General features: G+C 47.7%; 17 protein-coding genes and 8 pseudogenes. 12 read left to right on the top strand and 13 right to left on the bottom strand.

Annotated elements, in window-relative coordinates; genetic code table 11:
• Positions 1-52 precede the first annotated feature (52 nt).
• Positions 53-624 (top strand): annotated as a pseudogene (locus tag KQP84_RS03155) (TetR/AcrR family transcriptional regulator).
• Positions 625-714: 90 nt separating this feature from the next.
• Here KQP84_RS03155 and KQP84_RS25165 read toward each other — a convergent pair.
• Positions 715-1,631 (bottom strand): annotated as a pseudogene (locus KQP84_RS25165) (nitronate monooxygenase).
• Between the two features lie 143 nt (positions 1,632-1,774).
• On the opposite strand from KQP84_RS25165, the gene KQP84_RS03140 reads away from it, so the two are divergent.
• Together KQP84_RS03140 and KQP84_RS03135 are read left to right on the top strand one after the other, a co-directional pair.
• Positions 1,775-2,596 carry a LysR family transcriptional regulator gene (locus tag KQP84_RS03140; RefSeq protein WP_215845182.1) on the top strand — a complete coding sequence of 274 codons (822 nt, stop codon included), beginning with the start codon at positions 1,775-1,777 and terminating at the stop codon, positions 2,594-2,596.
• Positions 2,597-2,858: 262 nt separating this feature from the next.
• Positions 2,859-4,008 (top strand): annotated as a pseudogene (locus KQP84_RS03135) (IS30 family transposase).
• 357 nt (positions 4,009-4,365) lie between these two features.
• On the opposite strand, the gene KQP84_RS03130 reads toward KQP84_RS03135, so the two are convergent.
• Both KQP84_RS03130 and KQP84_RS03125 read right to left on the bottom strand, forming a co-directional pair.
• Entirely contained in the window at positions 4,366-6,735 is a 2,370-nt protein-coding gene (locus KQP84_RS03130; RefSeq protein WP_215845181.1) for a S8 family peptidase, read from the bottom strand.
• Positions 6,736-6,859: 124 nt separating this feature from the next.
• Positions 6,860-7,560, bottom strand: a pseudogene (locus KQP84_RS03125) (AAA family ATPase).
• A 961-nt stretch (positions 7,561-8,521) separates the two neighbouring features.
• On the opposite strand from KQP84_RS03125, the gene KQP84_RS26120 reads away from it, so the two are divergent.
• Both KQP84_RS26120 and KQP84_RS25160 read left to right on the top strand, forming a co-directional pair.
• Positions 8,522-8,677 carry a DinB/UmuC family translesion DNA polymerase gene (locus KQP84_RS26120; RefSeq protein WP_370661474.1) on the top strand — a complete coding sequence of 52 codons (156 nt, stop codon included), beginning with the start codon at positions 8,522-8,524 and terminating at the stop codon, positions 8,675-8,677.
• A 123-nt stretch (positions 8,678-8,800) separates the two neighbouring features.
• On the top strand, positions 8,801-9,088 hold the full coding sequence (locus tag KQP84_RS25160) for a DUF4113 domain-containing protein (RefSeq protein WP_215845180.1): 288 nt from the start codon (positions 8,801-8,803) through the stop codon (positions 9,086-9,088).
• A gap of 1,367 nt (positions 9,089-10,455) precedes the next feature.
• Here the strand turns inward: KQP84_RS25160 and KQP84_RS03115 are convergent.
• The 3 genes from KQP84_RS03115 to KQP84_RS03105 form a co-directional block, all read right to left on the bottom strand.
• Entirely contained in the window at positions 10,456-10,692 is a 237-nt protein-coding gene (locus KQP84_RS03115) for a plasmid partition protein ParG (protein ID WP_215845179.1), read from the bottom strand.
• Complete coding sequence (locus KQP84_RS03110) at positions 10,692-11,027, bottom strand: ParA family partition ATPase (RefSeq protein WP_252515173.1); 336 nt, start codon at positions 11,025-11,027, stop codon at positions 10,692-10,694. Before KQP84_RS03110 ends, KQP84_RS03115 begins: the two co-directional genes overlap by 1 nt.
• 1,320 nt (positions 11,028-12,347) lie before the next feature.
• Entirely contained in the window at positions 12,348-13,232 is an 885-nt protein-coding gene (locus KQP84_RS03105; RefSeq protein WP_215845178.1) for a RepB family plasmid replication initiator protein, read from the bottom strand.
• Positions 13,233-13,985: 753 nt separating this feature from the next.
• On the opposite strand from KQP84_RS03105, the pseudogene KQP84_RS03100 reads away from it, so the two are divergent.
• From KQP84_RS03100 to dctA, 7 genes and pseudogenes are all read left to right on the top strand, one after another.
• Positions 13,986-14,827, top strand: a pseudogene (locus KQP84_RS03100) (integrase core domain-containing protein); the annotation flags it as partial.
• A 111-nt stretch (positions 14,828-14,938) separates the two neighbouring features.
• Complete coding sequence (locus KQP84_RS03095; protein ID WP_215845177.1) at positions 14,939-15,850, top strand: LysR family transcriptional regulator; 912 nt, start codon at positions 14,939-14,941, stop codon at positions 15,848-15,850.
• A 201-nt stretch (positions 15,851-16,051) separates the two neighbouring features.
• Positions 16,052-17,238: pseudogene (locus KQP84_RS03090) on the top strand (CaiB/BaiF CoA transferase family protein).
• Positions 17,235-18,217: pseudogene (locus KQP84_RS26115) on the top strand (hydroxymethylglutaryl-CoA lyase). Before KQP84_RS03090 ends, KQP84_RS26115 begins: the two co-directional pseudogenes overlap by 4 nt.
• Positions 18,214-18,612, top strand: coding sequence for a VOC family protein (locus KQP84_RS03075; protein ID WP_215845173.1), 399 nt, complete (start codon positions 18,214-18,216; stop codon positions 18,610-18,612). Before KQP84_RS26115 ends, KQP84_RS03075 begins: the two are co-directional and overlap by 4 nt.
• Complete coding sequence (locus KQP84_RS03070) at positions 18,613-19,554, top strand: D-2-hydroxyacid dehydrogenase (protein WP_215845172.1); 942 nt, start codon at positions 18,613-18,615, stop codon at positions 19,552-19,554. It begins immediately after the preceding gene.
• Positions 19,555-19,622: 68 nt separating this feature from the next.
• Positions 19,623-20,907, top strand: a pseudogene (dctA, locus tag KQP84_RS03065) (C4-dicarboxylate transporter DctA).
• Between the two features lie 913 nt (positions 20,908-21,820).
• Here the strand turns inward: dctA and KQP84_RS03060 are convergent.
• From KQP84_RS03060 to KQP84_RS03030, 7 genes are all read right to left on the bottom strand, one after another.
• Complete coding sequence (locus KQP84_RS03060) at positions 21,821-22,183, bottom strand: LLM class oxidoreductase (RefSeq protein WP_215845171.1); 363 nt, start codon at positions 22,181-22,183, stop codon at positions 21,821-21,823.
• A gap of 199 nt (positions 22,184-22,382) precedes the next feature.
• Positions 22,383-23,093 carry an LLM class flavin-dependent oxidoreductase gene (locus KQP84_RS03055; RefSeq protein WP_215845170.1) on the bottom strand — a complete coding sequence of 237 codons (711 nt, stop codon included), beginning with the start codon at positions 23,091-23,093 and terminating at the stop codon, positions 22,383-22,385.
• On the bottom strand, positions 23,083-23,523 hold the full coding sequence (locus KQP84_RS03050) for a hypothetical protein (protein ID WP_215845169.1): 441 nt from the start codon (positions 23,521-23,523) through the stop codon (positions 23,083-23,085). Before KQP84_RS03050 ends, KQP84_RS03055 begins: the two co-directional genes overlap by 11 nt.
• The gene (locus KQP84_RS03045) at positions 23,508-24,089 is read right to left on the bottom strand and encodes an LLM class oxidoreductase (RefSeq protein ID WP_215845168.1); all 582 of its coding nucleotides are present in this window, start codon (positions 24,087-24,089) and stop codon (positions 23,508-23,510) included. The genes KQP84_RS03050 and KQP84_RS03045 overlap by 16 nt, the downstream gene beginning before the upstream one ends.
• Before the next feature lie 20 nt (positions 24,090-24,109).
• Positions 24,110-24,730: an LLM class oxidoreductase gene (locus tag KQP84_RS03040; protein ID WP_215845167.1), complete on the bottom strand. Its 621-nt coding sequence runs from the start codon at positions 24,728-24,730 to the stop codon at positions 24,110-24,112.
• Complete coding sequence (locus tag KQP84_RS03035) at positions 24,676-25,425, bottom strand: NtaA/DmoA family FMN-dependent monooxygenase (RefSeq protein ID WP_215845166.1); 750 nt, start codon at positions 25,423-25,425, stop codon at positions 24,676-24,678. Before KQP84_RS03035 ends, KQP84_RS03040 begins: the two co-directional genes overlap by 55 nt.
• A 27-nt stretch (positions 25,426-25,452) precedes the next feature.
• Positions 25,453-26,721, bottom strand: coding sequence for an acyl-CoA dehydrogenase family protein (locus KQP84_RS03030; RefSeq protein ID WP_215845165.1), 1,269 nt, complete (start codon positions 26,719-26,721; stop codon positions 25,453-25,455).
• Positions 26,722-26,783: the final 62 nt, after the last annotated feature.

Genomic DNA, 26,783 nt, shown 5'->3' with positions numbered 1-26,783 from the left:
TGGCATAAGAACACGTTAAAGTACCGGTGTTAATTCACCGTTAAAGGCCGCTATGTTAAAGGACACCGAAACCTATCATAAGCTGATTACCGCAGCCGCCTCCTGCTTTGCTGAAAAAGGCTTCAGTGCAACAAGTGTGCGTGAAATATCCACGCCGCCGGTATAAGCCAGGGTGCCATGTACACCTCCTTTAAAAGCAAAGATGAGCTTATACGGGCTATTGTTCTGGAAGAGCAGAATTCGGCTCTGACGGCGCATAATGAACTTTATACCGCTTCGCATTTTGATCGCCTTTGCAGTCAGATTATCTCCTGTATCACCGACGTAGGCTACACGGTCACCCATCATCTCTGGGTTGAAATAATGGCCGAGTCTGCCCGGAATCCGGATCTGTAGGAGGCGATTCTTTCCAGCGATAAAATCATGCGGCGGGGCATCGCGGGGATCATTGAGAAAGGCATAGCCGCAGGCGAGTTTCGCCGGGATCTTAACTCTGAAGAAGTCACTGTCATATTGTTTGCGTTTTTGGACGGCCTGATTGCCCGCAAGGCGATCAATTCCGATTTCTCTTTCAGCAGGGATGTGCCTTCTTTTACGAAGCTTATGGCGAAAATACTCTGTTAATTATCGTGACAGTCACCATGCTGTATGTGCTGGCGACCCAGATGCGGCTACACCGGCATGCGTAAACATGCCGGCCTTGTTACTGTCGGGCTATTTGATCGGCCGGCAGGGTTCAATGAGCTGCCTGATCAGCTTCCCGACCGGCAGAATTTCCCGGATAACATCAATTCCGGTATTAACCGAAATAATGCCTTCATCCGTTTTTCCCTGACGCATGGCGGGGAGCAGCCCGCCGAAGCGGCTAATCTCAGCGTCCAGATCAACGGTATTTCCGGGATCTCTAAGCATTTCCGCTAGCCTGTCCGCTGTTCGTGTCCTGATAGACCGCTGCATGGGAGACGCATACACCATATTTTTATAACCGGAGGCGACGATCGCTTCTTTGGTTACTTGTGCAGCCGGGCACTCTTCCGTTGCAATAAACCGTGTGCCGATAAATACGCCTTCAGCTCCGAGAGCGAACGCCGCCAGTACGCCACGGCGATCGTTGATGCCGCCAGCTGCTAGTACAGGAACCGATACGGCATCGACAATGGCAGGCACAACGGTAAACGTTCCCCACGACTGCCCCGGAAGATGGCCCCCTCGTCATAACCTGTCGCCACCAGTATATCCGCACCAAATCTTTCAGCTTCGCGCATGCCGACTACGGTCGGTGTTAACAGCCGATGAATAACGATGCCGCCATGTTCTTTGATGGCTCGGAAAACCGTCTCAGAGGCGCGGCCAACCGTAACGAAATGCCGAATGCCTTCTTCGAAAGCCACTTTGAGCCAGGCAGACGAAAACGCACCGAGAGGATCCTCTTCGCTGCCAAGCAACAGAATGTTGATGCCGACGGGGAAATGAGTGAGGCTGCGAGCTTGCCGGATCTGGGCCCGAATGCGCTCAGCATCCTCCTTGAGCCCCTTTGCCTGAGTATCGTGTCCGGCACCGGGAGCGAATACGCCCAAACCGCCTGCATTCGATACGGCAGCGACCAGGCGGGCATCGGTCACCCACGACATGGGAGCCTGAATAAGGGGATAGCGTGTACCCAGAATTTCTGTCACGCGTAAGCCTCGTAGTTCCATATATACCTCAATAGCGTAAAACGACATTGTAACGGGGCACCGCTTAAGCGGATAATCCCCTTCAAATCGAATTCAGAATGAAGCTTATCTTCACAATGGAACACCTGAAACTTATCTGCATCTTTACCACAGTGTTACGTCTCGGCAGCATGACCGCCGCTGCATCACAGCTGGGCATGAGTGCAAGCGCAGTCAGCCAGAATATTCGCGCGCTGGAAAAAGCTTATAAGATACAGCTGCTCAACCGGACCACGCGCAGCCTTTCCCCGACCGAAGAGGGAAGAAAACTTCGGGAGTATGGAGAAAAGCTGTTAGACATCGAGAAGCAGGCAAGCCTGGATATGCGAAAAATGCAGGCGGCTCCTGAAGGAGAGGTGCGCCTGACTCTGCCTTCTGGCAAAGCAGAAGGTATTCGCATACAAAACATGATCCGTGAGCTGAAGGAGCATTATTCCGGCATTCGGCTTGTGCTGCTGGAAGATGACGGGTTTGCTGACATGACGGAGCGTAATATTGATATTGCCCTCCGGTTTGTTGAGCAGCCAGAAGGTGATAATCTTATAGCCCGCTTTCTGGTCACTTGGGATACTTCCATCTATGCCTCTCCTGATTATCTCGACAAGTATCCGGTGTTCAGTGTAAATGACCTGCCCCGGGCTCAGTGGATAAATCACAATGACCGGGGATTAATCAATACGCTCGCCGCGCTGGAACTGCCGGCGGCACTACCCGATAACCGGATTGACTGCCCCGGGCGTGCTTCTGTCGCCAGAGAGCTAGCATGCGCAGGTATGGGGCTGGCTATTCTATTTTCAGAGGATGCTGAGCAGTCTGTCCGTTCTGGGAAGCTCCGCGCCCTACCAGGCTTTCCCTGGCAAAGCGCAACGTCTATGCGGTGACATCGGCCAGAGCTGAATCCACAAGAGTTAATATCGTGATCTCACTTCTGACGAGGCATTTCAGGAAAACGATGTGACTTTACGAGGCAGGAGCTATGAATGCAGACGAAAACCTGCAGTCATCGGCTTCAGGCCTTATGCGTGGAGAGAACATGTCGTTAGCACATAAGGGTGAAAGACGTACAAACGAGCATATGTCCGCTCTTCGCTGTAAGTTCAACTGGTCAATGCAACGCTATCCTTAAACAGTGAGGGCGTTACCATGAAACGAAGAATGCGTATTTACTACACGACAGAACAGAAAGCGGTTATTCAAAACAGGTATAATCAGGGGGATTGTTTGCATGATATCGACAAAATGTTCGACAGATATCCCACTTCGATTATGCCCACGATTTTTTCAGGCAGGCGGGTATCTTCTCCCAACCCAAACAGGCCACCCGCTGTCTCTTTCGCCTGATGAACGAGAGGAGATATGGAGATATCCGGAGGGCTGGTTAAAAAGCTCAGTATCAGGAAATAGCAGATAAATTATCAAGAGCCTCGTCGACTCTCAGCCACGAGATCAAGAGACTCGGGGACGCAAAGCAATACCCTGCATCAAACGCTGGCAAAAAAGCATGAGACAGTACCCTGAGACCTAAACCCTGCAAGCTAACGGAATAACCTGCATTGTGTAAAATCACTGCAAGAAAAATGCGTCAGGGCGGCTCGCAACAAAACGCCGGCTGGCGGACACGCTGTTGTCCCGCTAGTCAGAGAATGCTCCAATCACACGAAATAATTTATAAAACGCTTTTCATACAAACCCGGGGAGCGTTAAAAAAGAACTGCAACAGTGTCTGATAAGCAGAAGAACAGTACGAAAATCCAGAACAAAATCGCTTAAAGGTAGAGGGCTGGGAGCAATCCCGGATACTGTCCATTTCAGCGTCAGACCACCCGGTATAACAGACTGAGCGATACCGGGCCACTGAGAAGGTGACCTTATACAGAGCGCTAAAAATTCCTTTATCATCACCCTGGTGGAACGCTAACCCTGGTTCGTCGTTATGCTGGTTAAAATCTGTGATATCTAGAGCCGACGGTAATATCAGCACTAATCATACAAGTCCGAACTTTACCAGCTGAACTTTATAAAACATTAACCTGGGGCAGAGGAGCTGAAATAACCAGTCACAGCATATTTACTTTAGCCACTGATATACAGGTTTATATTTGAGACTGTTAGTCTCTTTGACAACGTGGTTCAAATGAAAACACGAACAGACTGCTCAGAGTGTATTTTCCAAAAGGGACAGACCTGTCAGTTCACAGCCAGCAAAGGCTAAATAATGTTGCCAGGCAACTTAAGGAGAGGCCGAGAAAAAATGCTAAACTACGAGTCTCCCGCAGAGCGTTTTAACCCGTGAGTTATATCCATTGGTTGAACTCTCAGCTCATAGCAGACTGTATGCCCGCGACGGGCTAATTTATGTCAGAAGCGAAGAGTATAATAATTCAAACACATTTATATAAGAGCATACATGCTAAGATATAAACTACATTTTTCATAACCTTAACTAACGCCCTGCCATAAAGTAACAGCCATCAGACAGTGATAATGTATTATCACTGTCTGATGGCTTATCTAGCGCTGTCGGTACTTCTCTAGTAGAGCGCGACATACCTTTTTCCGTCAAAACGGGACGCGTAAACTGAAAAAAGAAAACCGTAAGCGCCGTGTCGGCTGTTCCAGCCGGCTGATATCCTTGGCAAAAGAGCCTTGTTCAGGATGATATCTCAATATTGTTGGCGATCAGCGCATCGGTTTTTATTTGGACCGGTGTCAGCAGATCGATATCAGTACCCGGTGAGTGAATAGAGACGATGAGGCTGTAATGTGCCTCTGAATCATAGCGCTCTAGCGCCCGGCGGGTTTTCCACCACCCCTGCCCAGGATAGACGGCCACGTAGCCGCAATTAGCTAACTCAGCAGAAGTGCCCCTCCAGATATCCTGGTGCAGCGAGCCCTTGTGACGCTGACGGGATCCGAGCAGCCAGTTGCTGTCGCTTCCCGACACGGCAGAAGTGCCCTCTTCGGTCTCTGCGGCCGCATTAATACGTGTTCTGAATTCATCCAGCCGCTCGGTTGGTCGCTTCATGGCAAATCGCAGACGGTGCGAAGGATAATAGAATTTCGACGCCGAGCCGCGGGCAGATGGATTAGGCTCAATGAAATACGACAGCGTCACGCGCATTTCCACCGGCGTGTTCTGCAGGGCTAGTAGCTCATCAGCCGGCCACGGCAGTGCATGAAGATTCATTTCCCGGGTTTTGATCCCATCCCGGGTGCGATGATAAGGGAACAGACTGCTTTCCTCTATTAGCGCCAGGCTGTTGCTCCTGCTCCAGATAGCCAGTTCAGCATCAGGCACGCCCCAGCCGCAATGCCGGATCAGGGTCGCATATTCCCCCTGATTAGCAGGTGGATACATCTCAAGCATCCGAGTGGTCCAACGGGCTGAGTGCGTTATCAGCGCACGGATGGTCTCTGGTCGCAGATCCGGGAATTGCGCCATTAACTGTGCCGCCATTTTTGCCGCCAGCGCAGAAGCCGCGCTGGTGGCATTGGTGGTGGAGAACAGTCGGCGATGGTGATAGGCATCTGTCGTTAGTAGTTCAAGGCTCGCAAAGTTATCCGCAAATTCACTGTTGGCTGCGGCATTTCCGCCCTCAAAGACCACGTCCGGCTTCAGTGGCCACACATTGTCCCACAGCGTTGAAGTTGAGGTGAAGGGGCTGAGACCTCCCTCAGTCGCAAGTGGCCAGAAGTCAGCTTCATTAACTGTCGTTTTGTGAGTGCAGGCTCCGACTGTGAGCGCGTTCCAGGCTTGCGCCGGATCGTGGATCTGGTTAACCGAAAGGCTGTCCGGATACGTCTTCCAGTGATCGCGGTCAAAAATATTACCAGCTGAGAGAACGAAAAGGCGCGGATAAGCTGGCTCTGAGCCAGAGTCCGCAGCCAGCGAGTCGACCATTGAGGACCATGCGGAGGGCCTGCCAAAATCGCGATAGTCCGTGGCCGTAACGGCTGAGCTGAAAACCCGGCGTCGGTTATTCAGGATTTCAGGGCGCGTGACCGCATTGCTAAAGAGGTAGGCATGCTCATGCGCGCCACCCGCACTATTATTACCCTGCCCGCTAGTAAGTTTCACTGACTCAAGACGATGATTAATGATCAGTGCACTCTGGCCAGTTAGCGTTTCAAACATGTCCCCATACAAAGCAATACCGGCAAGTCCTGTACCGTGATTAACGCGATCGTCAGTCCCCCAAGCTTCGCTGACGGTATGAATATCATTTTCATGCACCAGCGGGGCCAGCAGCGGATGTGCCCGGTTCAGTCCGGAGTCGAGCAGACACACGTAAGGCACATCTTCTCCCTCTGCGGGGATCTGAAGACGTGCCAGTGCATCATCGGCCCAGAGCCGCTGCTCGACGAATCCTGAGCCGGTAAAGAATTCCGCCGTATCTTTTGCCCGGCGAAGCTCGGCCACACAGTTAAGCAAAAGCGCTGACTGTGAGAAAGCGCTCTGAGAGCCATACATCCACGTCACGGTCCGTTCAGGGAACGGAACTGCATGCTCGCTTGCGCGGCACTGACAGGCAGCAATTACAGCCCGGAAATCTTCAAATACCGCCGCCCGGTTTCCGCGCACCGGTAGCCATACCTCCCACCAGAATTCCTCAGCAGGATCGGCTGGCAAAAGATTCGGTTCATCAGTCCACAGAGAGCGGATTGTTGAGAGCCGAATAGCCGACAGCGTATTGACTAACGCCTTCCGATCGAGTGAAACATTGTCCGCGCGGCGCCGGTCTGTCAGATAGTCATTCAGGTAATTTTCAAAATGGATAATTTTCCCATCGGGAATGAAGACGTTCGCCGAGGTGATATTTTCATCGACATGAAGGCTGAGGAGTTCGATGTGCTTTGCCTTATCGCGACCTACCTCATAGCCCAAGCTTTCGAATGCCAGTGCTATGTCAGGCTGACCGACAAATTCTACCTGTATGCCGACTCCGCTCTGAAGCCCAACGGCGTTTTGCACTAACTTCGCCTTCGCGGCAATGGCCTTGACCTGCTGCAGATGGCCCATAAGCATGGTGCCGTGCTGCTGGCGATCTCGTTCCGGTAGGAGTGGTGAAGAGCCACCACCTGTTGAGGGCGTTCTGAACGGTTCATTGACAAACGTACAGGGAAGAATAATGTGGCGTTGTCGGTTAGCGGCTGGTTCCGTCATGATTTAATTTATAATTTCCGTTATTTATCAGCTTCTGGCTGACCTGATGCCGTTCCTGTAGAGCATTTTCCAGCAGCACCAGATCCACGCTGTTTTTGTCACTCATTAGCGCTTCTTTCATCGACTCATCTGCCGCGCGGCAGATTTCTGCGTAACTGAGTCCGGCGAGTAATTTTTCCAGCCCGGCTTTCCTGAAAGGCTTAGGAATGAAATCGTCAAGCCTGGTGCGCAGCAGCTCAAGCGCCTGATCCAATGTGGGCAGGTGATATTCAACGACATCATCAAAGCGTCTGAACAAAGCATAATCAAGGATCTCAGGATGGTTCGTTGCAGCAACAATGACGCTGTTAGAGTTATCCTGCTCGATCATCTGCAAAAAGCTATTCAACACGCGGCGGATCTCACCGACGTCGTTTGCCAGTCCCCGTTGCGAGCCGATAGCGTCGAACTCATCGAAAAAATAAACGCCGCGGATATCGACCATCGCATCAAAAATCTGACGGAGCTTGGCGGCCGTTTCCCCATAAATTTTGTGATCAGGGCATCAAAACGCACCTGAAACAGCGGAATGCCCAGCTCGCCCGCCAGCACTGAAGCAGTCAGGGTTTTTCCCGTTCCGGGAGGCCCCACCAGCAGTACTTTACGACGAGGAGAAAGACCATGTTCACGGATACGTGTCATCATACGCTGTTCACGAACAAGTCGGTTCAACTGTGCTTCGGCTGAATTACTGAGCACCATATCAGCAATACGATCATCGGGTTCACTGACGCTTAACAAGTTACCCAGCTCAGTGCGGGACTTCGCGGCATTCGACAGTGGGACAAGTTTCCCACCTTTATCAGCGGCAAGCTTCGCCTTACCTTTATCCAGCATGCTCAGGAGTTCTTCCGCAAGCCGGCCGTGGCCCTGTCTGGCTTCATGCGCAGCGACCTGCATAGCCACTGAATAAAAGTGACTATCATCGCGGCTTATGTGCGATTTAATCAGTGCCTTTAGCTGGTCTGCGCTTGCCACGTTCGTAATCCTGTTTGTATGCCTGAATACGGCGAAAATCTGTATTCAGTTTAGCAATTAAGCGGATCCCGGTAAACGATATTCACTGAAGGCCTAATAACAGGACGGCGGATATCTTGCGCGCTAGATGTAACGTTTTCCGTTCTCATAGATGATCAGCACTCAGGAAAAAAGCGCAAAACTGCAGCCCGTAAGACGCCGGGGGCGGACGTTTAGCTCTGAGACTTTCGCGAGACCGCACATATGCTTGGTTTCTGCACGGCGAAAGTTTACTGAGAACGAAACAAGGCAACAGGAGATGAAAATGCCTTCTCCATGGACGGGTAAAACCGTTCGGTTCCTAGCAGCCACGTCTTTTATGACCAGTGAATGCCCGGCCTACTGCTGATGCAGGGAGCGTTGATATCCGCTGTCCGCTCCCGAGCCGTAAAGCCCAGAAACCACAATGGCTGACGCCAGCTAACGCTGAAAGTAAACGTAACTCACGCTTCTGTAAATTATACAAGCGGTTAACAGAGTTTTCATCCGCAAGAATTTGAACGTTGTTCTGGAGCGCAGCGTCAGAGAGCTACGGGGAGAATGCTGCCTGAAGCTAGAGGAAATTCCGTCAAACAAGCAGCAAATCGTGTGCAGCCTATCTTACGGGACTAAAGTCACGAGTAAGGATGAAGTTCGTCAATTACTGTGCGTTTTTGCCGAACGTGCCGCTGAAAAGCTCCACGGAGAAAAGCAGTATTGCTGGACAGTTTATCGTTTTTTTCGCACCAATGGATATGACTAAAGCGGGGAATATTGGCCCCCTCATGGATCAGCAAAATGTCAGATCCCTACAAATGACACCAGAGAGATCATTAAGATGGCCATATCTGTTTTTTAACAAATGTGGGCTGACGCTCCGCGATACGTGAAGGCAGGTATTAGGCTGGACAATTTTTATAATAGTAGCGTCGCGCAGTTAGGCCTGTTTGATAAGTTAAAACCAAAGGCTAACAGCGAGGCGCTGATGCGTATTATGGGCAGACTTAACAAAGCTGGCAGAGGGACGTTGTGGTTTGTCGGTCAGGGTATCGAGAAACCATGGCAGATGAAACGCGAGAAATTATCGCTGCCTTACATGACGCGTTTCGTTGATGTACTGAAAGTAAGGTTGAAGCTTAGGTTCTATCTTCTGCATTTCTTCATTTCTGTATAATCGTTTTTCTTTTTTCTGTATTTGCGTTAAAACGATATAGTGTAACTGGCTGTCCGGTATTTGTCCCTACGCGACTTCTATTTAGCTCCCTGATTTGCCGACCTGATCGTTGGAAAACCATGGCTCATGACAGGTTAACTCTGTTGCCGGTTTACACGACACATCTGTTAATCGCCAAAAAAATACCAGCCCAAGCCGCAATGCCGGTACGTTATCTTTTCTGCATTATCGTATTTCTGTTTTTCTGCATTTACGTCTATGCGATGCGGTTTGAAAATGCTCAGCTGGCACTTATACCTGAGCAAGCTGGACAAAGGTGTGTTTTGCCTGTGGTCAGGTTTTTGAAAAGCTATGACTGATAAAACGCATACTATTAACCCCGTGTACAACGCGCTCTGTGATTAAACAGGAGAACAGTTACGCAAGCCTCAAACATCTATGTTTCTTTTTTCTGCATTTACGTTAATACGATTTTTTATAAATTAATCCGGCTGGTATATATGTCACAGGAAACTGGGCATTGATACATTATGACTGTGGCCAAACTTTTAAAAGTCAAGACTGATAAAACGCGAGATATTGGCCCTGCCTTATACAACATGTTCTGTAATCTACACTGAAGAATGCTTAAACAAGCCGCAAGTCTAAGCGTTCCTTCTTTCTGTATAATCGCATTTCTGTTTTTACGATAAAATTGGCTCTGCTGTCTTATACTCTGCGCTGCGCTATTTAGAATCAAACACGCCCGACTGCGGTCAACGTCAGGACATCGTGGCTCATGACAGGAATCCGTTGCCGGTTTATACGACACATTTGCTGATCGCCCCAATAAAATAGCTGCATAAGTCGCAAGAATCTTTACATCTTTGTTTTGCATAATCGCTTTTCTTTATTTCTGTATTTACGTTTATGCGATTTTACTTTTAATTCATGGCTGATACTTAACCCAGAGCTATCCGGACAGTGATACTGTTGTGGTCCGCTAGCCAAGAGGTTGAGAAGCTGAGGCAGATTTTACGAGAGATACTGGCAGCGGTTTTATGATTTACCGCAAATTGGGTTTCAGTAAAGGTTGCAAGTGCCTGTGATTACGTATTTCTGCATTTACGTTAATACGATATCACTGGATTTATTTGTCTGACGCATAAATTAGGCCTACCTGGACACAGTACATTGTGGCTTGCTATCCATGCTTTGAAAGGGTACAGCAGATAATGCACGAGATTTTATAGCCATCATACAACATTCGTTTCTCTGAGTTCCCGACAGTAAGCAAAAGCACAAACCGAAGGTATTTGTGCTTCTGTGTTTCTGTTTTATCGCATTTCTACTTTTCTTTATTTACGTCAAAACGATGTAACATCAAATTAGTCAGGCTGATACTTTTCCCGAAGAAGTTCCCTGACCTCATCAGCAATCTTGGTGCCACGGCTTGCACAGGTTGACTTAATGGCCTTGTGCAGGCTCTCCGTTACGTCAATGGTCAGGCGCTTCATTTTTTCCTGCTCTGGCTGTTCTGAAGGCGGTTCACGATTTTCAACCCAGGCATCAGCCGAAACGGTTCTTTCAGCCCTGCGCGAAAAGTTCACTTTTTTACCTGTCATTATTCGATCTCCAGTATTTCTTTAACCAGCGCTTTAATTTCATTAGCTGCAGAGGATTCACCCAGCTCAAGCACTGCCTTACCCTGACCCGCAGCCTCAGCAAACACTACCCGCTGAGAGACAGTATTATTCAGTACCCGTGTCTTATACGTTGCCAAGGCTTCCACAACATCGCGACCAATTGCCGTATTTGTAATTTTACGATTAACCACAAATACAGATTTAAGGGTTTCTTTATATATTCTGGCTTCGCTAATTAGGTTTACAACTTCTTCAGCCGCCCATACATCATAAGGACTCGGCTGGACGGGAATTAAAACTAGATCGGCTGCCATAATTGCAGAACGAGCAAGTTTGTTAAACTTAAAAGCGTAAATGCGACTTTAAGGAACAATGTCACATAATCGCAAAAGAGTAAAGTCGTATAAACTTATAATCGTAATTCTGTAAATACCGGATATTACGAATATTTGATGATTCCGGCATACATTTATTGCTGTGATGTTCACAGGCCCAGCAGCGAGTTATTCCAAGAAAAGAATGCTGTACAGGTTCATGAGTGAAAATCCTGAAAAATAGCTTCTGGAAAACAGGCTAAGATCGGCGCTACTTGGCGGTACGTATCACCACGTGCAAAGTTACACCGTTGAGCCGGAAATCCCACCAACGCAGCGCTAGTACTTCATTGAGCCGCTCGCCGGCGTTTCACAACGTGTAGATGAAGTCGTGCTGCGTCGAGTCAGCAAACTAGTGGAACAGGGCGGTAGCCTTAAGTGCTAGTAATTAATGGTCGGTGCAGATCATGTCCATGGCGCACACGGACAGGGCACGACCGAGTCGGGCTGCACGGACATCACGGCGCAGACTGTTAAGAAACAGAAGTCACATGATCTCTCATATTCAGATGGCAACGCTGTTTGAATTCTGCAGGAAATTTGAGCCTCCTCTACCATGGTGAAAGGGACATTACGCTCATCTAAAGACAGATATTCAACCGGAATAAGTGACTATCAGGTAACATGTCCAGAAAGGTATTCACTTTCATGAGACGATACTGAGCACGAAAATCGTTCACTATAGCCAGTCAATTAACCCTTAGCGGCGCTATTGCGATATCGCGCAATGCGCGGAAGTAAATTAAGATAGAGCGCAACGAAATGAGCACCGAGCATTCCAGGCCTGGCCGTGCATGAGTGCTGATTCAGCTCGCCTTAAGAATCACACTAGTTTATAAAAATAATGCACATAATGATGGCGTATACTTACACACCTAATTTTCTATGAAGGTATTCACTTTCATAATGTCTGGCATAAGAAACGTTATTCTGAGGGCTTAACGGTATTCACTTTCATGAACAATGTTGACTGTACTGGAGGTATGGTCTCTACTTTCCTGTACGAGCGACCAGAAATATGAGGTTTGCATGAAAGTGAATACCTTTCGGCAGTCCCCTTCATGAAAGTAGAACCCTTTCAAATGCATGTACGGGCAGATGAACTCAGAAGGAAGGTATTTATGCAAAAAATTGGATACTTTCCAGGTAAGACATGGAAACAGATACCCCCGAAGCTTGGTTACATGAAAGTGGAGACCTTTACTAAGATGCTTTCATGAAAGCAGAGACCGTATTGCCTCTTTCATGAAAGTGAATACCTTAGTGACCGGGTAACGGCTGGAGCTTAGGTGAGCGACTATTAATGACGAACTGAATCTCTCGACCTTTCTTAAGTTCAATAAAGTCGATGTAGCCTATCTTTTTGAGATCGGTCATCGCGCGCCGAATGATCGAGTTCTGCAGTTTAACGGGCGATCCTAAAGCGAGACGCTCACGCAGACGCTTCATTGAGATGTACAACGTGCCGGGAGGCATGCTTTCGAAGTAGATGTACAATGACTGCGCAGCCTCCTTCCTAGAGAGCTCTGACAGCGCTTTAAGGCCCAGCAAAACCTTATGATCATAACGGTAGAGCTCCCAGAGGTTGCTGTCCGCGGTGATCTCCACCGTATCGGTATTCATGTTCAGCACAGCGCGCTGCACAAGATGCGAGAACATGGATTTCTTACCGTCTTTGCTGCTGAAAGCGAGCGTGACACTGGAAATGTTGAACAGAGAATCATGCAGGCGCTTGCGCGAGCGGATGTTTAAATCGGCAGATTTAATGCCGCACATCTTTGCAAACTCCGTAAACGGAAGGCGGATCGTTTCGTTACTGTAGCCATAGGTGGAAAAAGCCATGATGATGCCCAGCCACGTCTTAAAATCCGTAGACATACTGAGCTTAGCTCCTTGAATTTTAATATTCGTATACCCTTCACGCTGAGCAACTTCAAGGCTTGAAAGCTCATCTGAAGCGTCGATCATAAAATCGCGCTTTCCCTTCTCGCGCGGTGCGACAGGTGTAAAAACGCTAAGTCGCAGCAAAGCAACCGGCTGAACGGTCTTATTGCTGTTTGGTTCCAGTAGATAAACTGTTTCTGAATCCTTTCTGACAATCGCAAAGGGATTGCTTATGTCGATGATTGCACTGTCTTTTGCCACTTATCCACACCCTCAGGCCAGCAAAACTCATTTATCATGAAAGTGAATACCTTTTTCTCATGAAAGTAGAGACCTTTTACATGAAAGTAAATCCTCTTTTCATGTAAGTGAATACCTTTATCATGAAAGTGGATGCCTTCCTCATGAAAGTGAATACCCAAAGTAGTAATTTTATCTTTTAAATCATATATATATAACATTAGTGATCTCTTTGGATCTTCTAATGATCTCATATTGATCTTCTAATGATCTTCAAAGAATTGATCTACCCTGTAGATATGTTGATAAAGAAAGCCTGCCGCGCCTGTCGGCTTGTTCAAAGCCTCGCTACCCTACAGTAAACGATAGGACGCTCACCATTTTAGAATTTCGCAGATCGACGTTAATAAAATGGCAACTATGACACATCGGCTTAGAAGCCACATTGTGAGGTAACGGTTTACACGCTATTTACTTGCCTCAGCATTAGAAAGTCTTTTAGACCAAACATCTGGAACTGCACTCTGTTTCTTTCCGTCACATCCAGCGCAAATATCAGTAGACTTAACTGTCATGCCCCAACAGGCTCTGCCACCAGTTAACTATTGTTTGATTGGCAAAGTAGTGAGCAGGTTGATAGCAATGCGACCGGATGTAAAACTGTTGAATACTATGCTCGATGGTGTGTCGATATTTTCAGAGAATATGAAAGACAGGTGATACAGATACAAGCCGACAGAGGCAAAAACTTTCTACAGCCAGTTGACTGGATCGGATAAGGAGGCGCATCAGGTAACTCCGGGCCGAAAGTTCTGACGACAGATCAGAAGAGGGAAACCGTAGAAGTCATGTGTGAGGCAACGGGTCTGTCGCAACGTCATCTGCAGGCTGACAGATTTACTACTGTCAACCTTCCGCTATGAGGCTCAACGTCCGGCTACTAACGCCCGCTGGTCTGTTAGCATCACTGAACTGGCGCCTGAACGTCGACATTTTGGTTACCGGCGCATATGGCAGCTACTGCGTCGAGAGGGAATTCACGTCAATCACAGTCAGGTATACCGCATTTATCATGTTAACGACCTGGTCGTAAAACGCAGACGCCGCCGTAACGGGCTGGCGACAGAGCAAATTCCGCTTCTGCGCCCTAATGCTCCGAATCTGGCCGGATCGATGGATTTTATCATGGATGCACTCGCCAGCAGCCGCTGGATTAAGCGCCTGACCTGTGTGGATCATTTTACGAAGGAATGCCTGACGATCACCGCCGCTTTCGGGATTTCAGACGTTCACGTATCATGAGCATTACACTGTCTCAAAGCTATTCGGCGACGATAAGAACCGACCAGAGGACGGAATTTACTTGTCGTGCGCTGGATCAACGGACCTTTGAGCATGGCGTGGAGCTGCGTTTAATCTAGCCGGGCAAGCCAACGCAGAACGAATTTATTGCGAGTTTTAACGGTCGCTTTTGCGATGAATGCCTGAATGATCACGCGTGCAGCGATATTGTTTACGCCATAAAAATCACTAATGACTGGCGGAAGGATTAAAACGGGTGTCGTCCACATTCAGCCCTGAATTATCAGATGCCATCAGAGTCTATAGCCCGGTAGCAAAACGGGGAACCCGGCAGTAAACAAACCGATATACTGACTGAGGGTTGTATCTAATAAAGGGGGCAGGTCACCCTCTACACGATAGTTTTTGCCTCAGAGGTTAGCCAATTGAGTACCAGTCATTTTGATCTGAATACATTGCGTATATTTATTATTGCTGCTGACTCAGGAAGTCTGACTAAAGCCGCAGCCAGTTCCAGTATCACACTTTCAGCGGCGAGTAAGCGAATCGCTGAACTGGAGCGCAATCTGAACTGCCAGCTATTCATTCGCCACGCAAGAGGAATGGAGCTGACGGCGGCCGGGCAGGGTCTACTTCGACACGCTCGCTCCCTTCTCGAGAGTGTGAATTCAATGGCGAGTGAGCTGAAAGATTATGCTCAGGGTGCAATAGGACATGTTCGGATCGCCGCAAATGTTTCAGCGGTAATTCAGTTTTTACCTGAAGATCTTGCTGCTTTCTTTCAGCATAGCCCGGGGATACGTATACACCTTGAAGAAGCCTTGAGTGAAGAGGTCATCGAGTCAGTCGATTCTGGCCGCGTTGATATTGGAATTTTTGCAGATAATGTAGATGCAACTTCGTTAAAAACCTATCCCTGGCGGCAGGACAGGCTTGTTTTACTCGTGCCCATTGGACACCCTCTGGCTAAGCATCACGAGATAACATTCACGGATACGTTGTCATGGGATTACGTCGCGCTAAATCAGGGTAGCTCCTTACTTCGTCGGATAACGGATGCGGCTCTTGCCGCAGGGCACATTTTAAAAGTTAACATTCAGGTGACAAGCTTTGATGCCGTATGTCGAATGATACAGGCGGGGCTCGGGATTGGAATTTTGCCGATTGGTGCAATCACACCCGCTCTTCTGGGGACGTCTTTAAAAGCAGTAGACATACTGGATGACTGGGGAAAGCGAACCCTTAGATTAGGAGTCAATGCTAAAAAACCGCTGCAGCCGGAGGCGGAAAAGCTACTGCAATTTTTGATGTCTGTCCCAGATTGCAACATAAGATAAACGCACAACCATTTCTTTTTCTTCATACCTCAATTAACTTTAATTAAAAATTTATGACTAATATCATTAATTTGGAAGTTTTTTTTCCATATTTTAATTAAACCCTTTCCAAAAAGAAAGGGTTGCTGAAAAAATATAAATTCTCAATATCCTTTCGTAGCGCAATGCTTTCTCTGTGACAGAACGGTGAACGGAGGAAGTATGGCATCACCACTTGAAGATTTACGTGTCATTGAAATGGGTCAGCTCATTGCTGGGCCGATGGCTGGTCGCATGCTCGCTGAATTCGGAGCAGATGTAATTAAAATAGAACCGCCCGGCAAAGGCGATCCTTTACGCAAATGGCGAATGCTGCATGACGGAACATCCGTGTGGTGGGCTGCCCAGTCGCGAAACAAACGTTCGCTCACATTAGATCTGAGGCAGGAGGAGGGGCAGAAGATCGCGCGTACTCTGCTGAAAGACGCAGATGTTTTGATTGAGAACTTCCGCCCTGGCACGCTTGAAAAATGGGGACTTAGCTGGGAAAAGCTGCATGAACTCAATCCGCGCCTGGTTGTTCTGAGTGTATCAGGATACGGGCAGACCGGGCCTTATCGTGATCGCCCCGGTTTTGGGGTTATCGGCGAAGCGATGGGGGGCCTACGTCATCTCTCAGGTGAACCTGGCAGGACACCAGTAAGAGTTGGGGTATCCATTGGCGATTCCCTATCTGCCTTACATGGTGTTATTGGCGTACTCCTGGCGTTAAGGCATCGTGACGCCACCGGGGAAGGACAACAAATTGATGTTGCCCTTTACGAATCGGTATTCAATATGATGGAAAGTCTGATCCCTGAATATTCTGTATTCGACCACATACGTCAACCCGCAGGCAGTAGTCTGCCCGGTATTGCTCCTACAAATGCATACCGTTGTAAAGATGGTAAATATGCTCTGATTGCCGGCAACGGTGATTCAATTTTTCAGCGCCTGATGGATATCATCAATCGGCCCGACCTTGCTACTGATCCTGCGCTGGCCCACAACGACGGGCGCGTCAGACAAGTTGATATGCTTGATGACGCAATCAGCGACTGGACCTCGCAATACAGCCTCACCGAAGTACTTGCCTCGCTTCACGAAGGGGGATCCCTGCCGGGAAGATCTACGATGCCGCTGACATTGCTAACGATCCACATTACCAGGCCAGGGACATGCTGCTTAAAGAGCAATTGCCTGATGGCACATCCATCTTACTACCCGGAATAGTACCAAAGTTGCTGGCGTCGCCTGGAACGCTGCGAAGCCGTGCTCCTGAGTTGGGAGAACACACTGAGGAGGTCCTCATGGAATTGGGCATGAGTGAAGAGGATCTTGAGCGCCTGAAGCAAAAGGGGACCGTATGAGTTTAATTCAACCGGGTCAAGGAAAACGCATCTTTATGCAGGAAGTGTGTCCGCGTGATGGTCTGCAAAATGAAACTGTGTTTGTAGAAACGCCAGACAAAATTGCACTGATTGATCGTTTAAGTCTCTGCGGTTTCGCGAAGGTTGAAGTGACCTCTTTCACATCACCGAAAGCTATACCCGCTCTACGTGATGCAGAGGCGGTGATGAAAGGGATTAAGCGAGTCGCTGGTGTGGAATACAGCGTGCTGGTGCCTAATCTGCGTGGTGCCGAACGCGCAATGGCGTGCAACATAAATGAAGCAAATCTGGTGATGTCTTGCAGTGAAAGTCATAACAACACCAATCTGCGTATGGGACGAGAAGCCTCTTTCAACCAGCTGAAACAAGTTATATCAGAGATTTCAGGTTCACCCGTTGCAGTCAATGTGTCGCTTTCCGCTGCGTTTGGCTGTCCCTTCGAAGGAGACGTGCCGGAAAAGGATGTGTTGGGCTTTGTGGACCGATTTGCAGGGCTGGGGGTCAGGGGGTAACGCTTTGCGATACCACAGGTATGGCATATCCGACGCAGGTCGCAAACCTCTGCCGCAACGTGAAAAAGTTTTTCCCTGAACTGGAAATTACGCTCCATTTTCATGATACGCGTGGGCTCGCTCTCGCTAACACCATTGCAGCTCTGTCAGAAGGTATCGCTCGCTTTGATGCATCTGCTGGTGGTCTAGGCGGATGCCCTTACGCGCCGGGAGCCAGCGGTAATGTCTGCACTGAAGACATGGTGCATATGCTTTCGCTGATGGGTTATGAAACTAAAGTTAATATCGCGGAACTGACGGACATCTCACGCAGCCTGGAACCCTTGATTGGTCATAACGTGCACGGAAGTCTCGTGCGAGCTGGTCGGCGTGATGAATTGCATGCAATGCCCAGATCACTTGAACAGAGTTTTAGCGGCTGCATCAAAGTAGGAGTGAAAGCATGATTAAGCATCTTGATCATCTGGTTCTGACGACACGTGACCTGAAGGCCTGCATGGATTTTTATACCCGTGTACTAAATATGGAACTGATTATGTTTGGTGAAAAGCGCGTTGCATTTTTATTTGGCCAGCAAAAAATTAATGTCCATGAGTACGGAAAAGAAATCGAACCTAAAGCACATCTGCCAGTTCCGGGTTCGCTGGATATTTGTCTGATTAGCTGCTGGTCAACAGAGCAGATAAAACAGCATTTTGAGACAAGCCAGGTAGAGATCCTGGAAGGGCCAGTTACACGAACTGGTGCGCGTGGGCCCATTACTTCATTTTATCTTCGCGATCCTGATCTGAATCTTATCGAGATTTCTCATTACCAATCTTCCCATAAAACAGGTGGCTGAATGAAAATAGTTACCCTGGACGCAGGTACTCTCCCAGTTGATTTACAAAAACCAGAGTACTGCGATACATGGCTTTACCGAGCCAGTACCAAAGAAGAGGAACTTCTTAGTGTACTAGATAACGCAGAAGTTGTGATTACAAACAAAGTGCCATTGCGCCGCGCAGTCTTAGAAAAGCTGCCGTCATTGCGGTTTATCTGCGTGGCGGCCACAGGCTATGACTGTATTGACATTGACTATTGTCGTGAGAAAGGAATCGCTGTAAGCAACGTTCCTGGATACTCAACACGCAGTGTTTCAGAAGGTGTCATTGCTTCAGTATTTGCATTGAGGCGCTGCCTGAATGAGCACACCTTGGCTTCACGCACTGAGTGGAGCGAGTCAGAACATTTCTGCCTGCATAAAACACCAATTCAAGATATTCAAAGCGCAACGCTCGGGATCATTGGCCGCGGCGAAATAGGAAGTACCGTTGCGCGACTTGCCAAAGGCATCGGCATGCATGTGTTGTTTGCAGAAAGGCCTGGACAAAGCAATAGACGGGAAGGTTATACCGCCTTCGATGAGGTAATACGCAGCAGTGATATTCTCACGCTGCACTGTCCGCTTACCCCGGAAACCCGTCAGGTCATCAATCGCAGAGTATTTTCAGAAATGAAGCCTGGAGCAATGATCATCAACACTGCCCGTGGCCCGCTTATCAATGAAGATGATCTGATCGTTGCGCTTGAGTCGGGAAGACTTGGGGGCGCTGCGTTAGACGTGCTTAGCCACGAACCACCTTCTGAAAGCAACAGGTTGTTAAAACTCAAACACCCTAATCTGATTATCACTCCTCATATAGCATGGGCCAGTGAAAGCAGTGTGAATAACTTAGTTAAAGGTATTAACTACAATCTTGCCGGATATTTCGGCGGGTCTGTAAAAAATAGCGTTATTTAAATATCAGGGCGTGCAATGACATGCTCGAAGTTACCCTACAAATAGCACTCACCACCCGAGGATTTATTATGTCTCAGAACATCGCTGCCTCGAATATCAATAAAAATAAATGGTATAAGCATTTATATATTCAGGTAATCATTGCCATTATCATAGGGATAGGTATTGGCCATTATTATCCAAGTGCTGGTGTGGATCTTAAACCTCTTGGCGATACGTTTATTAAGCTTATTCGCCTGCTGATTGCACCCATTATTTTCTGTACGATTGTCAGCGGTATTGCCAGCATGAAAAGCCTTAAAAGTGTAGGCCGGGTAGGGTGGCGCTCCCTGGTTTACTTTGAGGTGCTAACCACACTGGCACTGGTCATCGGACTAATAGGTGTGAACCTCTTAAAACCAGGGAAGGGATGCATATCGATCCTGCATCACTTGATGGAAGCGCGATTGCAGGATATACCAAGGCCGCGCATGAGCAAACAGTTACTGGCTTTCTGACCCATATCATTCCCGACACGGTATTTGGGGCATTTGCAGAAGGAAATATACTGCAGGTTTTGTTTATTTCGATATTGTTTGCATTCGGCCTTCAACTGCTTGGTGATCTTGGTAAGCCATTGCTAAATACCATTGATCTCATTTCTAAAACATTCTTCCGCATGCTAAAAATTGTAATGTATCTGGCTCCTTTAGGTGCAATGGGGGCAATGGCTTTTACCATCGGCAAATATGGTATAGGTTCTCTGTCATCTTATGGTTCATTACTTATCTGCTATTACCTGACCGGTTTTTTCTTTGTCTTTGTTGTATTAAATATTGTGGCAAAACTATTCGGATTTAGCCTGTGGCGGTTTCTCCGCTATATTCGTGAAGAACTGGCTCTCGTTCTTGGAACGTCTTCATCTGAATCGGCATTGCCGAGACTGATTACTAAACTTGAGAAGTTAGGGTGTGATAAACCAGTAGTTGGGCTCGTTGTGCCCTCTGGTTATTGCTTTAACCTTGATGGTAGTTGCATCAACATGACTGTGCTCGCAGTGTTCATAGCGCAAGCATTGGACATAAATCTCACAATTGAACACCAGATATCAATGCTGATCATACTGCTGCTCACATCGAAGGGGCTGCAAGCGTGAGTGGAGGAGCATTTATTACACTTGCCGCGACGCTAGGTTCAATGAACAGTGTTCCTGCCGCAGGCCTTGTACTTGTACTGGGAGTGTACCGATTCATTTCGGAGGGTGGAGCGCTGATAAATGTTATAGGTAATGGTGTTGCCACTATCGCCATATCTCGCTGGAATGGCTCACTGGATATGGAAAAACTTCAGTCTGAATTGGGGGTAGACAAGTAAAAGGCCCCCTTACAGAGCGCTATGCAGTCGCAAACGTAGTGCATAAAGAAAACCGTTAAATTGTAAATATCAGGTCAAGGTTCATATTGCTTTTTGCAATATGAACCGTTTTTTTGAAAGAATCTATTCATGGCAACTCCTTTTGGGTGAAATAATAACTCAAGGTAAAACTACTATCTTAATAGAGCGGTCTTGTGATAGCGCGAAAGGCCAAAAATAAACCAGCTTAATAGATAAGCATGGTGGGCATATTAATGCATTATTTATGTATACGTTGCCTAGGCCATTAAGGATCACGATTCTGCATCACTATGCTAGCTTAAGGCTACTGATAAACTAATCAGGTGGTCCGGATAGGTAATGATTTGTCTTCCCTATAGAATTCTTTTTACCGAAATATGATGAACCATATGAACTCTGCCGTTGGGTTAATAGACGCGGGTATAGTTCTGATACTTTCTATAAAGGAGTATATGGGCTGTTATTCAACAAGGGAACACTGATGCCGGACAACCCCGATGAGATTTTAGGTTAATCTCAAATGCTGCATGAATCTATTAGGTTGTTTTATAACACAACATTTAAGGTGCATAAATATGGCTTGACCGTAGAGTGTTTACGCTCTGAACTGTTTATAACTATAGATGCAGGATTACTGAAGCGTTACTCAATTTTCACTGACCTCTTCAACCATTTATGTTCTCGAAGAAAGGGGCGGATCATTTGATAATGTTGGTTTGGCTAATTTGTTATTATTTTTAGATAGGGATTTTACCATTTAAGAATTTCTTGGGTTGGGTTTTAAGTCCAGAGGAAAATCATAGATAGGCTCTCTTATTATTGCATCTTGACTAGATAACGTTATGCCCTGGTTTTCCAGGGCGCTAAAATATAAAACATTCTAATTCATTTTTTAGTAAGCAGGCATTTTCCATCGTTCTCTAAGGGTTATTTCCTCATATTCATGACGAAAGATGCCTTTTTTGCGCAGTATTGGTACAACTTCATTAACAAAAGCTTCTAACCCATCTGGAAGAACGTCTGGCATTAAATTAAAACCATCAGCTCCTCCGGCTTCAAACCATTGTTGCATGAAATTTGCTATGTCTTCTGGTGTTCCTACTATTCGCTTATGACCACTTCCAGCTAATGCGGATACCGCTTCACGTACGGTATATTGACGCTCACGAAGCAATTTAACTGAGGCCTCACGGAAACCCATTGAACCTTTAAATAGCTGTGGATCTGGAAAATCCGCTATTGCCTCTTTAGGCAATGGGTCATCTGGCTTAAGCTCTGAAAGGTCAAATCCGAGCTTTTCACTGAGTCGGCGTATTTCATAATCACCAGGCTCTTTTGATTTCTGGGCGATTTCACGCTCTTCAGCCTCTGCATGAGTGCTGCCAATGACAGTTACCAGTCCAGGTAATATGGCTATATCTTCATGCTTCCGACCATTAGCTACTGCAGTTTTTTTATGTAATTATAATGTTCCCGCGCTGCAGATAAAACCATTTCAGCGGAAAAAACAGCATTTGCTGTTCTGGCTGCCAACGCCCGACCTTGGTCAGATCCCCCGCCTGAATGAATAAAGGAAATCCTTGGGGAGAGCCCGGCAGCGACAGCCGGCCGCTTAATTTAAAGTCTGTATTATCGATATGTACATCCTTTCCGGTATAAGCACCGCGCCAGAGTTGAGCCACTACGTCAACAAAGGTTTCTGCCCGGCGATAACGTGTCTCACGGTCGGGATTATTTATAAGTCCAAAGTTTGGCCCTGTTGCCGCACTATAAGTCGTGACAGCGTTCCATGCTGCACGGCCACCACTCAAATGATCCAGTGTCAGAAAGCGATCTGCCAGTTCAACAGGATCGTTGTATGTGGTAGATAGCGTACCCACAAGCCCTAAATGAGTTGTGGTCTCAGCTACTATTGTCAGTATTGCAGTTGGTTCAAGTGCTCTGGCACCCCTGCTGCTTCGTGGGTCGTTCGTAAGAGAAGGGTGGTCTGCAAGGAAGAAGGCATCCAGCGTTCCCTGCTCTGCAATTCTACCCAGTTCCGCATAAAAATCTGCGGACATGACTGTATCAGCAGGAAGGCCAGAATAGGCTCGTGCAGAACCAGAATGGCCGAAATCCAGTACGTTCACGTTCACTATCATTTTACGTGCAGCGTTATTTTTCATGCTGGCTCCGCTGGTGTGGGACTAAAAGCTGTTGGATTAGCAGACAAATCGGGTTCAGTGCGAGGGGAATTTTCAGTAACGAGCGCAAGGTTTCAAAAGGCTCATGTAAGTTCGTCAATGCGCTGAGGCGGGATATTGTCAGCACTCTTTCTACCAAATCAGGTAGAGATAGCTTGTCACAAACTAATATCAGAGCGGTGACTTCAGCATGTTGTTCGAGATCGTTAATAACATCCTGTTTCAAATCCTGTAATTTTAGGCGCACATGAATTTGAACTGATTCATGGCGATCATTGGCATTTTTGGTTTCAGAGGAAGACCAGCTGATGAATTGTTTAAAGTCTGCGTAATTAACTATCGCTGCATCCGCATAGGACAAACAATGACGGTCATCATCATGCCAGGGATATGGGTTTACATACCAAAACAACAGAGGTTCCCCTGCAGCGTTGTTGGGCTATTCAGCGGCCCGCTCGTTGAAAATACACCCTGATGAACGGCATATCTTACCTTAGCAGCCGAAGATATTTCCGGATTTGCGTGTAGAGTTTCACGTGGCCAAGTGCGCCATAGCTTGCGCATAGCTATCATGCCATCAGCAACTGCCAGAGCGCTGAGCGGCTCCTCTATCCAGGACGAGCGCTTAACAAGCCCCAATGATTGACCATGATCCTCAGCCATCAGTAGGATGCCGGTTCTGCCTTTACTGATGTGATCAAACGATGCTACGCGACGTGCGAGATTATAAGGATGGTCACGCTGTAGCGATGCAGCTATAACTAAACCGCAATTTTTTAATCTGCGGGATATCCAGCACGCAAGTATCCCTGGATTCGGTGAAACACCCATTAATGGGGTATTACGTTCCGCACCAAGTAGCAGGTAGACTGGATTGAGTTGTTTAATATAATTTGTGATCAAATGGTCAGCGCTGCTGATAGCTGTAAGAAGATCTTCTCCTGGTAGCTCAACGGCAAGGCGTAGCCTTTTAGACATACATTCCTCCATGAGTTGAATTAGCTGTGTGCTGTCGGCAGTGGCAAACCGTAATGTGCACGTAAAGTGGAGCCCGTATATTCACGGCGAAATATGCCTCGATCCTGTAATCTGGGCACAACTTTCTCAATAAAAGTGCTCAGCCCTGAGGGCAAAAGTGCTGGCATGATATTGAAACCGTCGGCAGCACCTTTTTCGAAATAGTGCTGCAGAGCATCTGTTGCCTGATCCGGTGTCCCCACCAGTGTCCAGTGCCCACGACCACCACCCAACCGTCTAATTAACTGACGCACTGTAAGTTTTTCACGCCGGGCAAGCTCTACCACCAATGTTCGTCGGCTGCGAGCACCTTCAACATGGGTTTCAGGAGGTAGATTGACAGGGATAAATGAATCCAGATTTAAATCATCAATAGGTACCTGCAGCAAGTTTGCAAGTTTATAGAGGGCATAGTCGGGAATGATGAGCTCATTTAATGCTGACTCAATCTCACGTGCCTCTGTTAGCGTGTCTGCAATAATAGGTACGACTCCCGGCATGATGAGTAAATGCTCAGGCCGGCGACCATGTTGTACCGCTCGTGATTTCATTTCGCCATAAAAATGCTGTGCTTCTTCATAAGTTGTTTGGGCCGTAAACACTGCTTCAGCCCACTTGGCCGCAAATGCTTTTCCCCTTCACTTGACCCTGCCTGTACAAGCACGGGATAGATTTGCGGACTTCGCGAAATGTTAAGAGGGCCTTCCACGCTGAAGTGTGCACCATGATGTATAATTGAATGGATCCTGTCGGCATAAGCATGGATTCCGGCCTCTTTATCAGTCACTACCGCATCAGCCTGCCAAGATTGCCACAGTTCAGTTGCCACCCTTAAGAACTCATCTGCGCGTTGATATCGTTCCGCATGACCCGGATGGAAAGGTAGGCCAAAGCTGTGTGCCGCCTCCTTAATGGAGGTAGTCACGATATTCCAGCCCGCACGACCGGATGAGATATGATCAAGTGAACTTAAACGTCGGGTTAGTTCGTATGGTGCGTTATAGGTTGTTGAAGCTGTCGCAATAAGACCAATCTTTTCCGTGCTTGCGGCAATGGCTGACAACAGAATAGTAGGATCCAGGCGCGCTGTTGGCCTACGCCCGGGTTCTCCCATCATCGCCGGACTGTCTGCCAGAAACAGAGAATCAAATTTCGCGCTTTCAGCAAGTTGCGCTAATTTTTTATATGCGGTGAAATTGACATTTGCATGTGGATCAGATTCCGGCATGCGCCAGGCAGCTTCATGGTGTCCGGCATCGAATATAAAGAGATTGAGATGGAGCTGACGCTTATCCATTACTGTTTTTCCTCAAGAAAAGTGTTCTCACACCCCAAGACCTGCATCTTCACTGGCCAGATTCTGACTTTTTCCTTTCTTGTCGAAAGGTGAATTCCCCTTAAGGCGAAATTCACCCAACTGACGATGGCGATAAATCAGCGGGTTGTGTGAAGCGAGCGTCCGGACATTACGCCAATGACGATCAAGATGACGTCTCTGGTCTATGGCTGAAGCACCTCCAACCTCAAAAATTTCATTTGTCGTACGCAGTGCCACATCAAAAACCACTGTCTGTGCGCGATACGTATCGAGGCCCGCCTCATTTTCAAGTTTGTCGATAGCCTGTTGCGTCAGGCTGCTGTTACCGCATCTAAGTTTCCAGCGGGCTTCAGCCAAGTCATCCAGTTGCATGGCAACCTGAAGCACCAGTGCTTTGAGAGAATATGCGGCGGCATCTGCTCGACCAATTACGGTTTGAACCAAGGGGTCATCTGCAGGTGTTTCCGCGCTGGCCTGACTGTATGTACGGTGACGAGTGGATACGAACTCGCTGATTTCGTCGGTTGCCCGGCGAACAATGCCTGCAGTGGTTGCAAGATGCGATAACTGCACATGTGCATAGTGACCACCCGTGCCACGGGAGGGAGGCATAATGTTTTCTTTATCAACCGGGGTATTAGTAAATATTGCAGTACCGCTGCCACTGGATTTTTGACCAAATCCAACCCAGTCATCGATCACTTCAACACCGGGAGCGCTAACCGGTACCAATACCGTTACGACTTCTCCCTGATCAGTAGTCGCAGTAACGGAAAGAAAGTCTGCGTAAATAGATCCAGTTGAATAAAATTTTTGCCCATTTACATAAAATTTTCCGGCCGTTTCTGATACGCGCGTGGCTGGTTTACCATGAGCACCAAAGCGTTCAGCACTGCCTGCAGCTATAACTACGCCCGACGCAATTCTTTTAAGCCATGCAATGCTCCAGGGCGTATCACGCTGTTTCAGGTGCCCTTCAATAAAGCGAAACTGTACTCTAAGCGCATGTGACAGATTCGAATCGGCTGCCGCCAGCTCGATTAGCAGCAGATGGAGCTGTCGTAAACTCGCACCTAATCCACCAAAGGCACGAGGAACGCGGACAGCTGTAAATCCCGACTCTCGTAGCCACTTCATTTCTTCGTGGGGTCGACTGCCATCGATTTCACGCTGTATGGCATTCTCAGCGATAAGCCTGAATACAGGACGGAATAAGTCTAAAAGTTGTTGATCGGTGGGATTATCCATGTGTTCTGAAACTGATAAAACACTCATAATACGCTCCAGATTGAGGTGATCTGCTGTTAATCGCTTTCATTCAAAATGCATGACGGCAA

The sequence above is a fragment of the Candidatus Pantoea bituminis genome, from assembly GCF_018842675.1.
Taxonomy (GTDB): Bacteria; Pseudomonadota; Gammaproteobacteria; order Enterobacterales; family Enterobacteriaceae; genus Pantoea; species Pantoea phytostimulans.
This window is presented reverse-complemented; position numbering and strand designations above follow the sequence as displayed.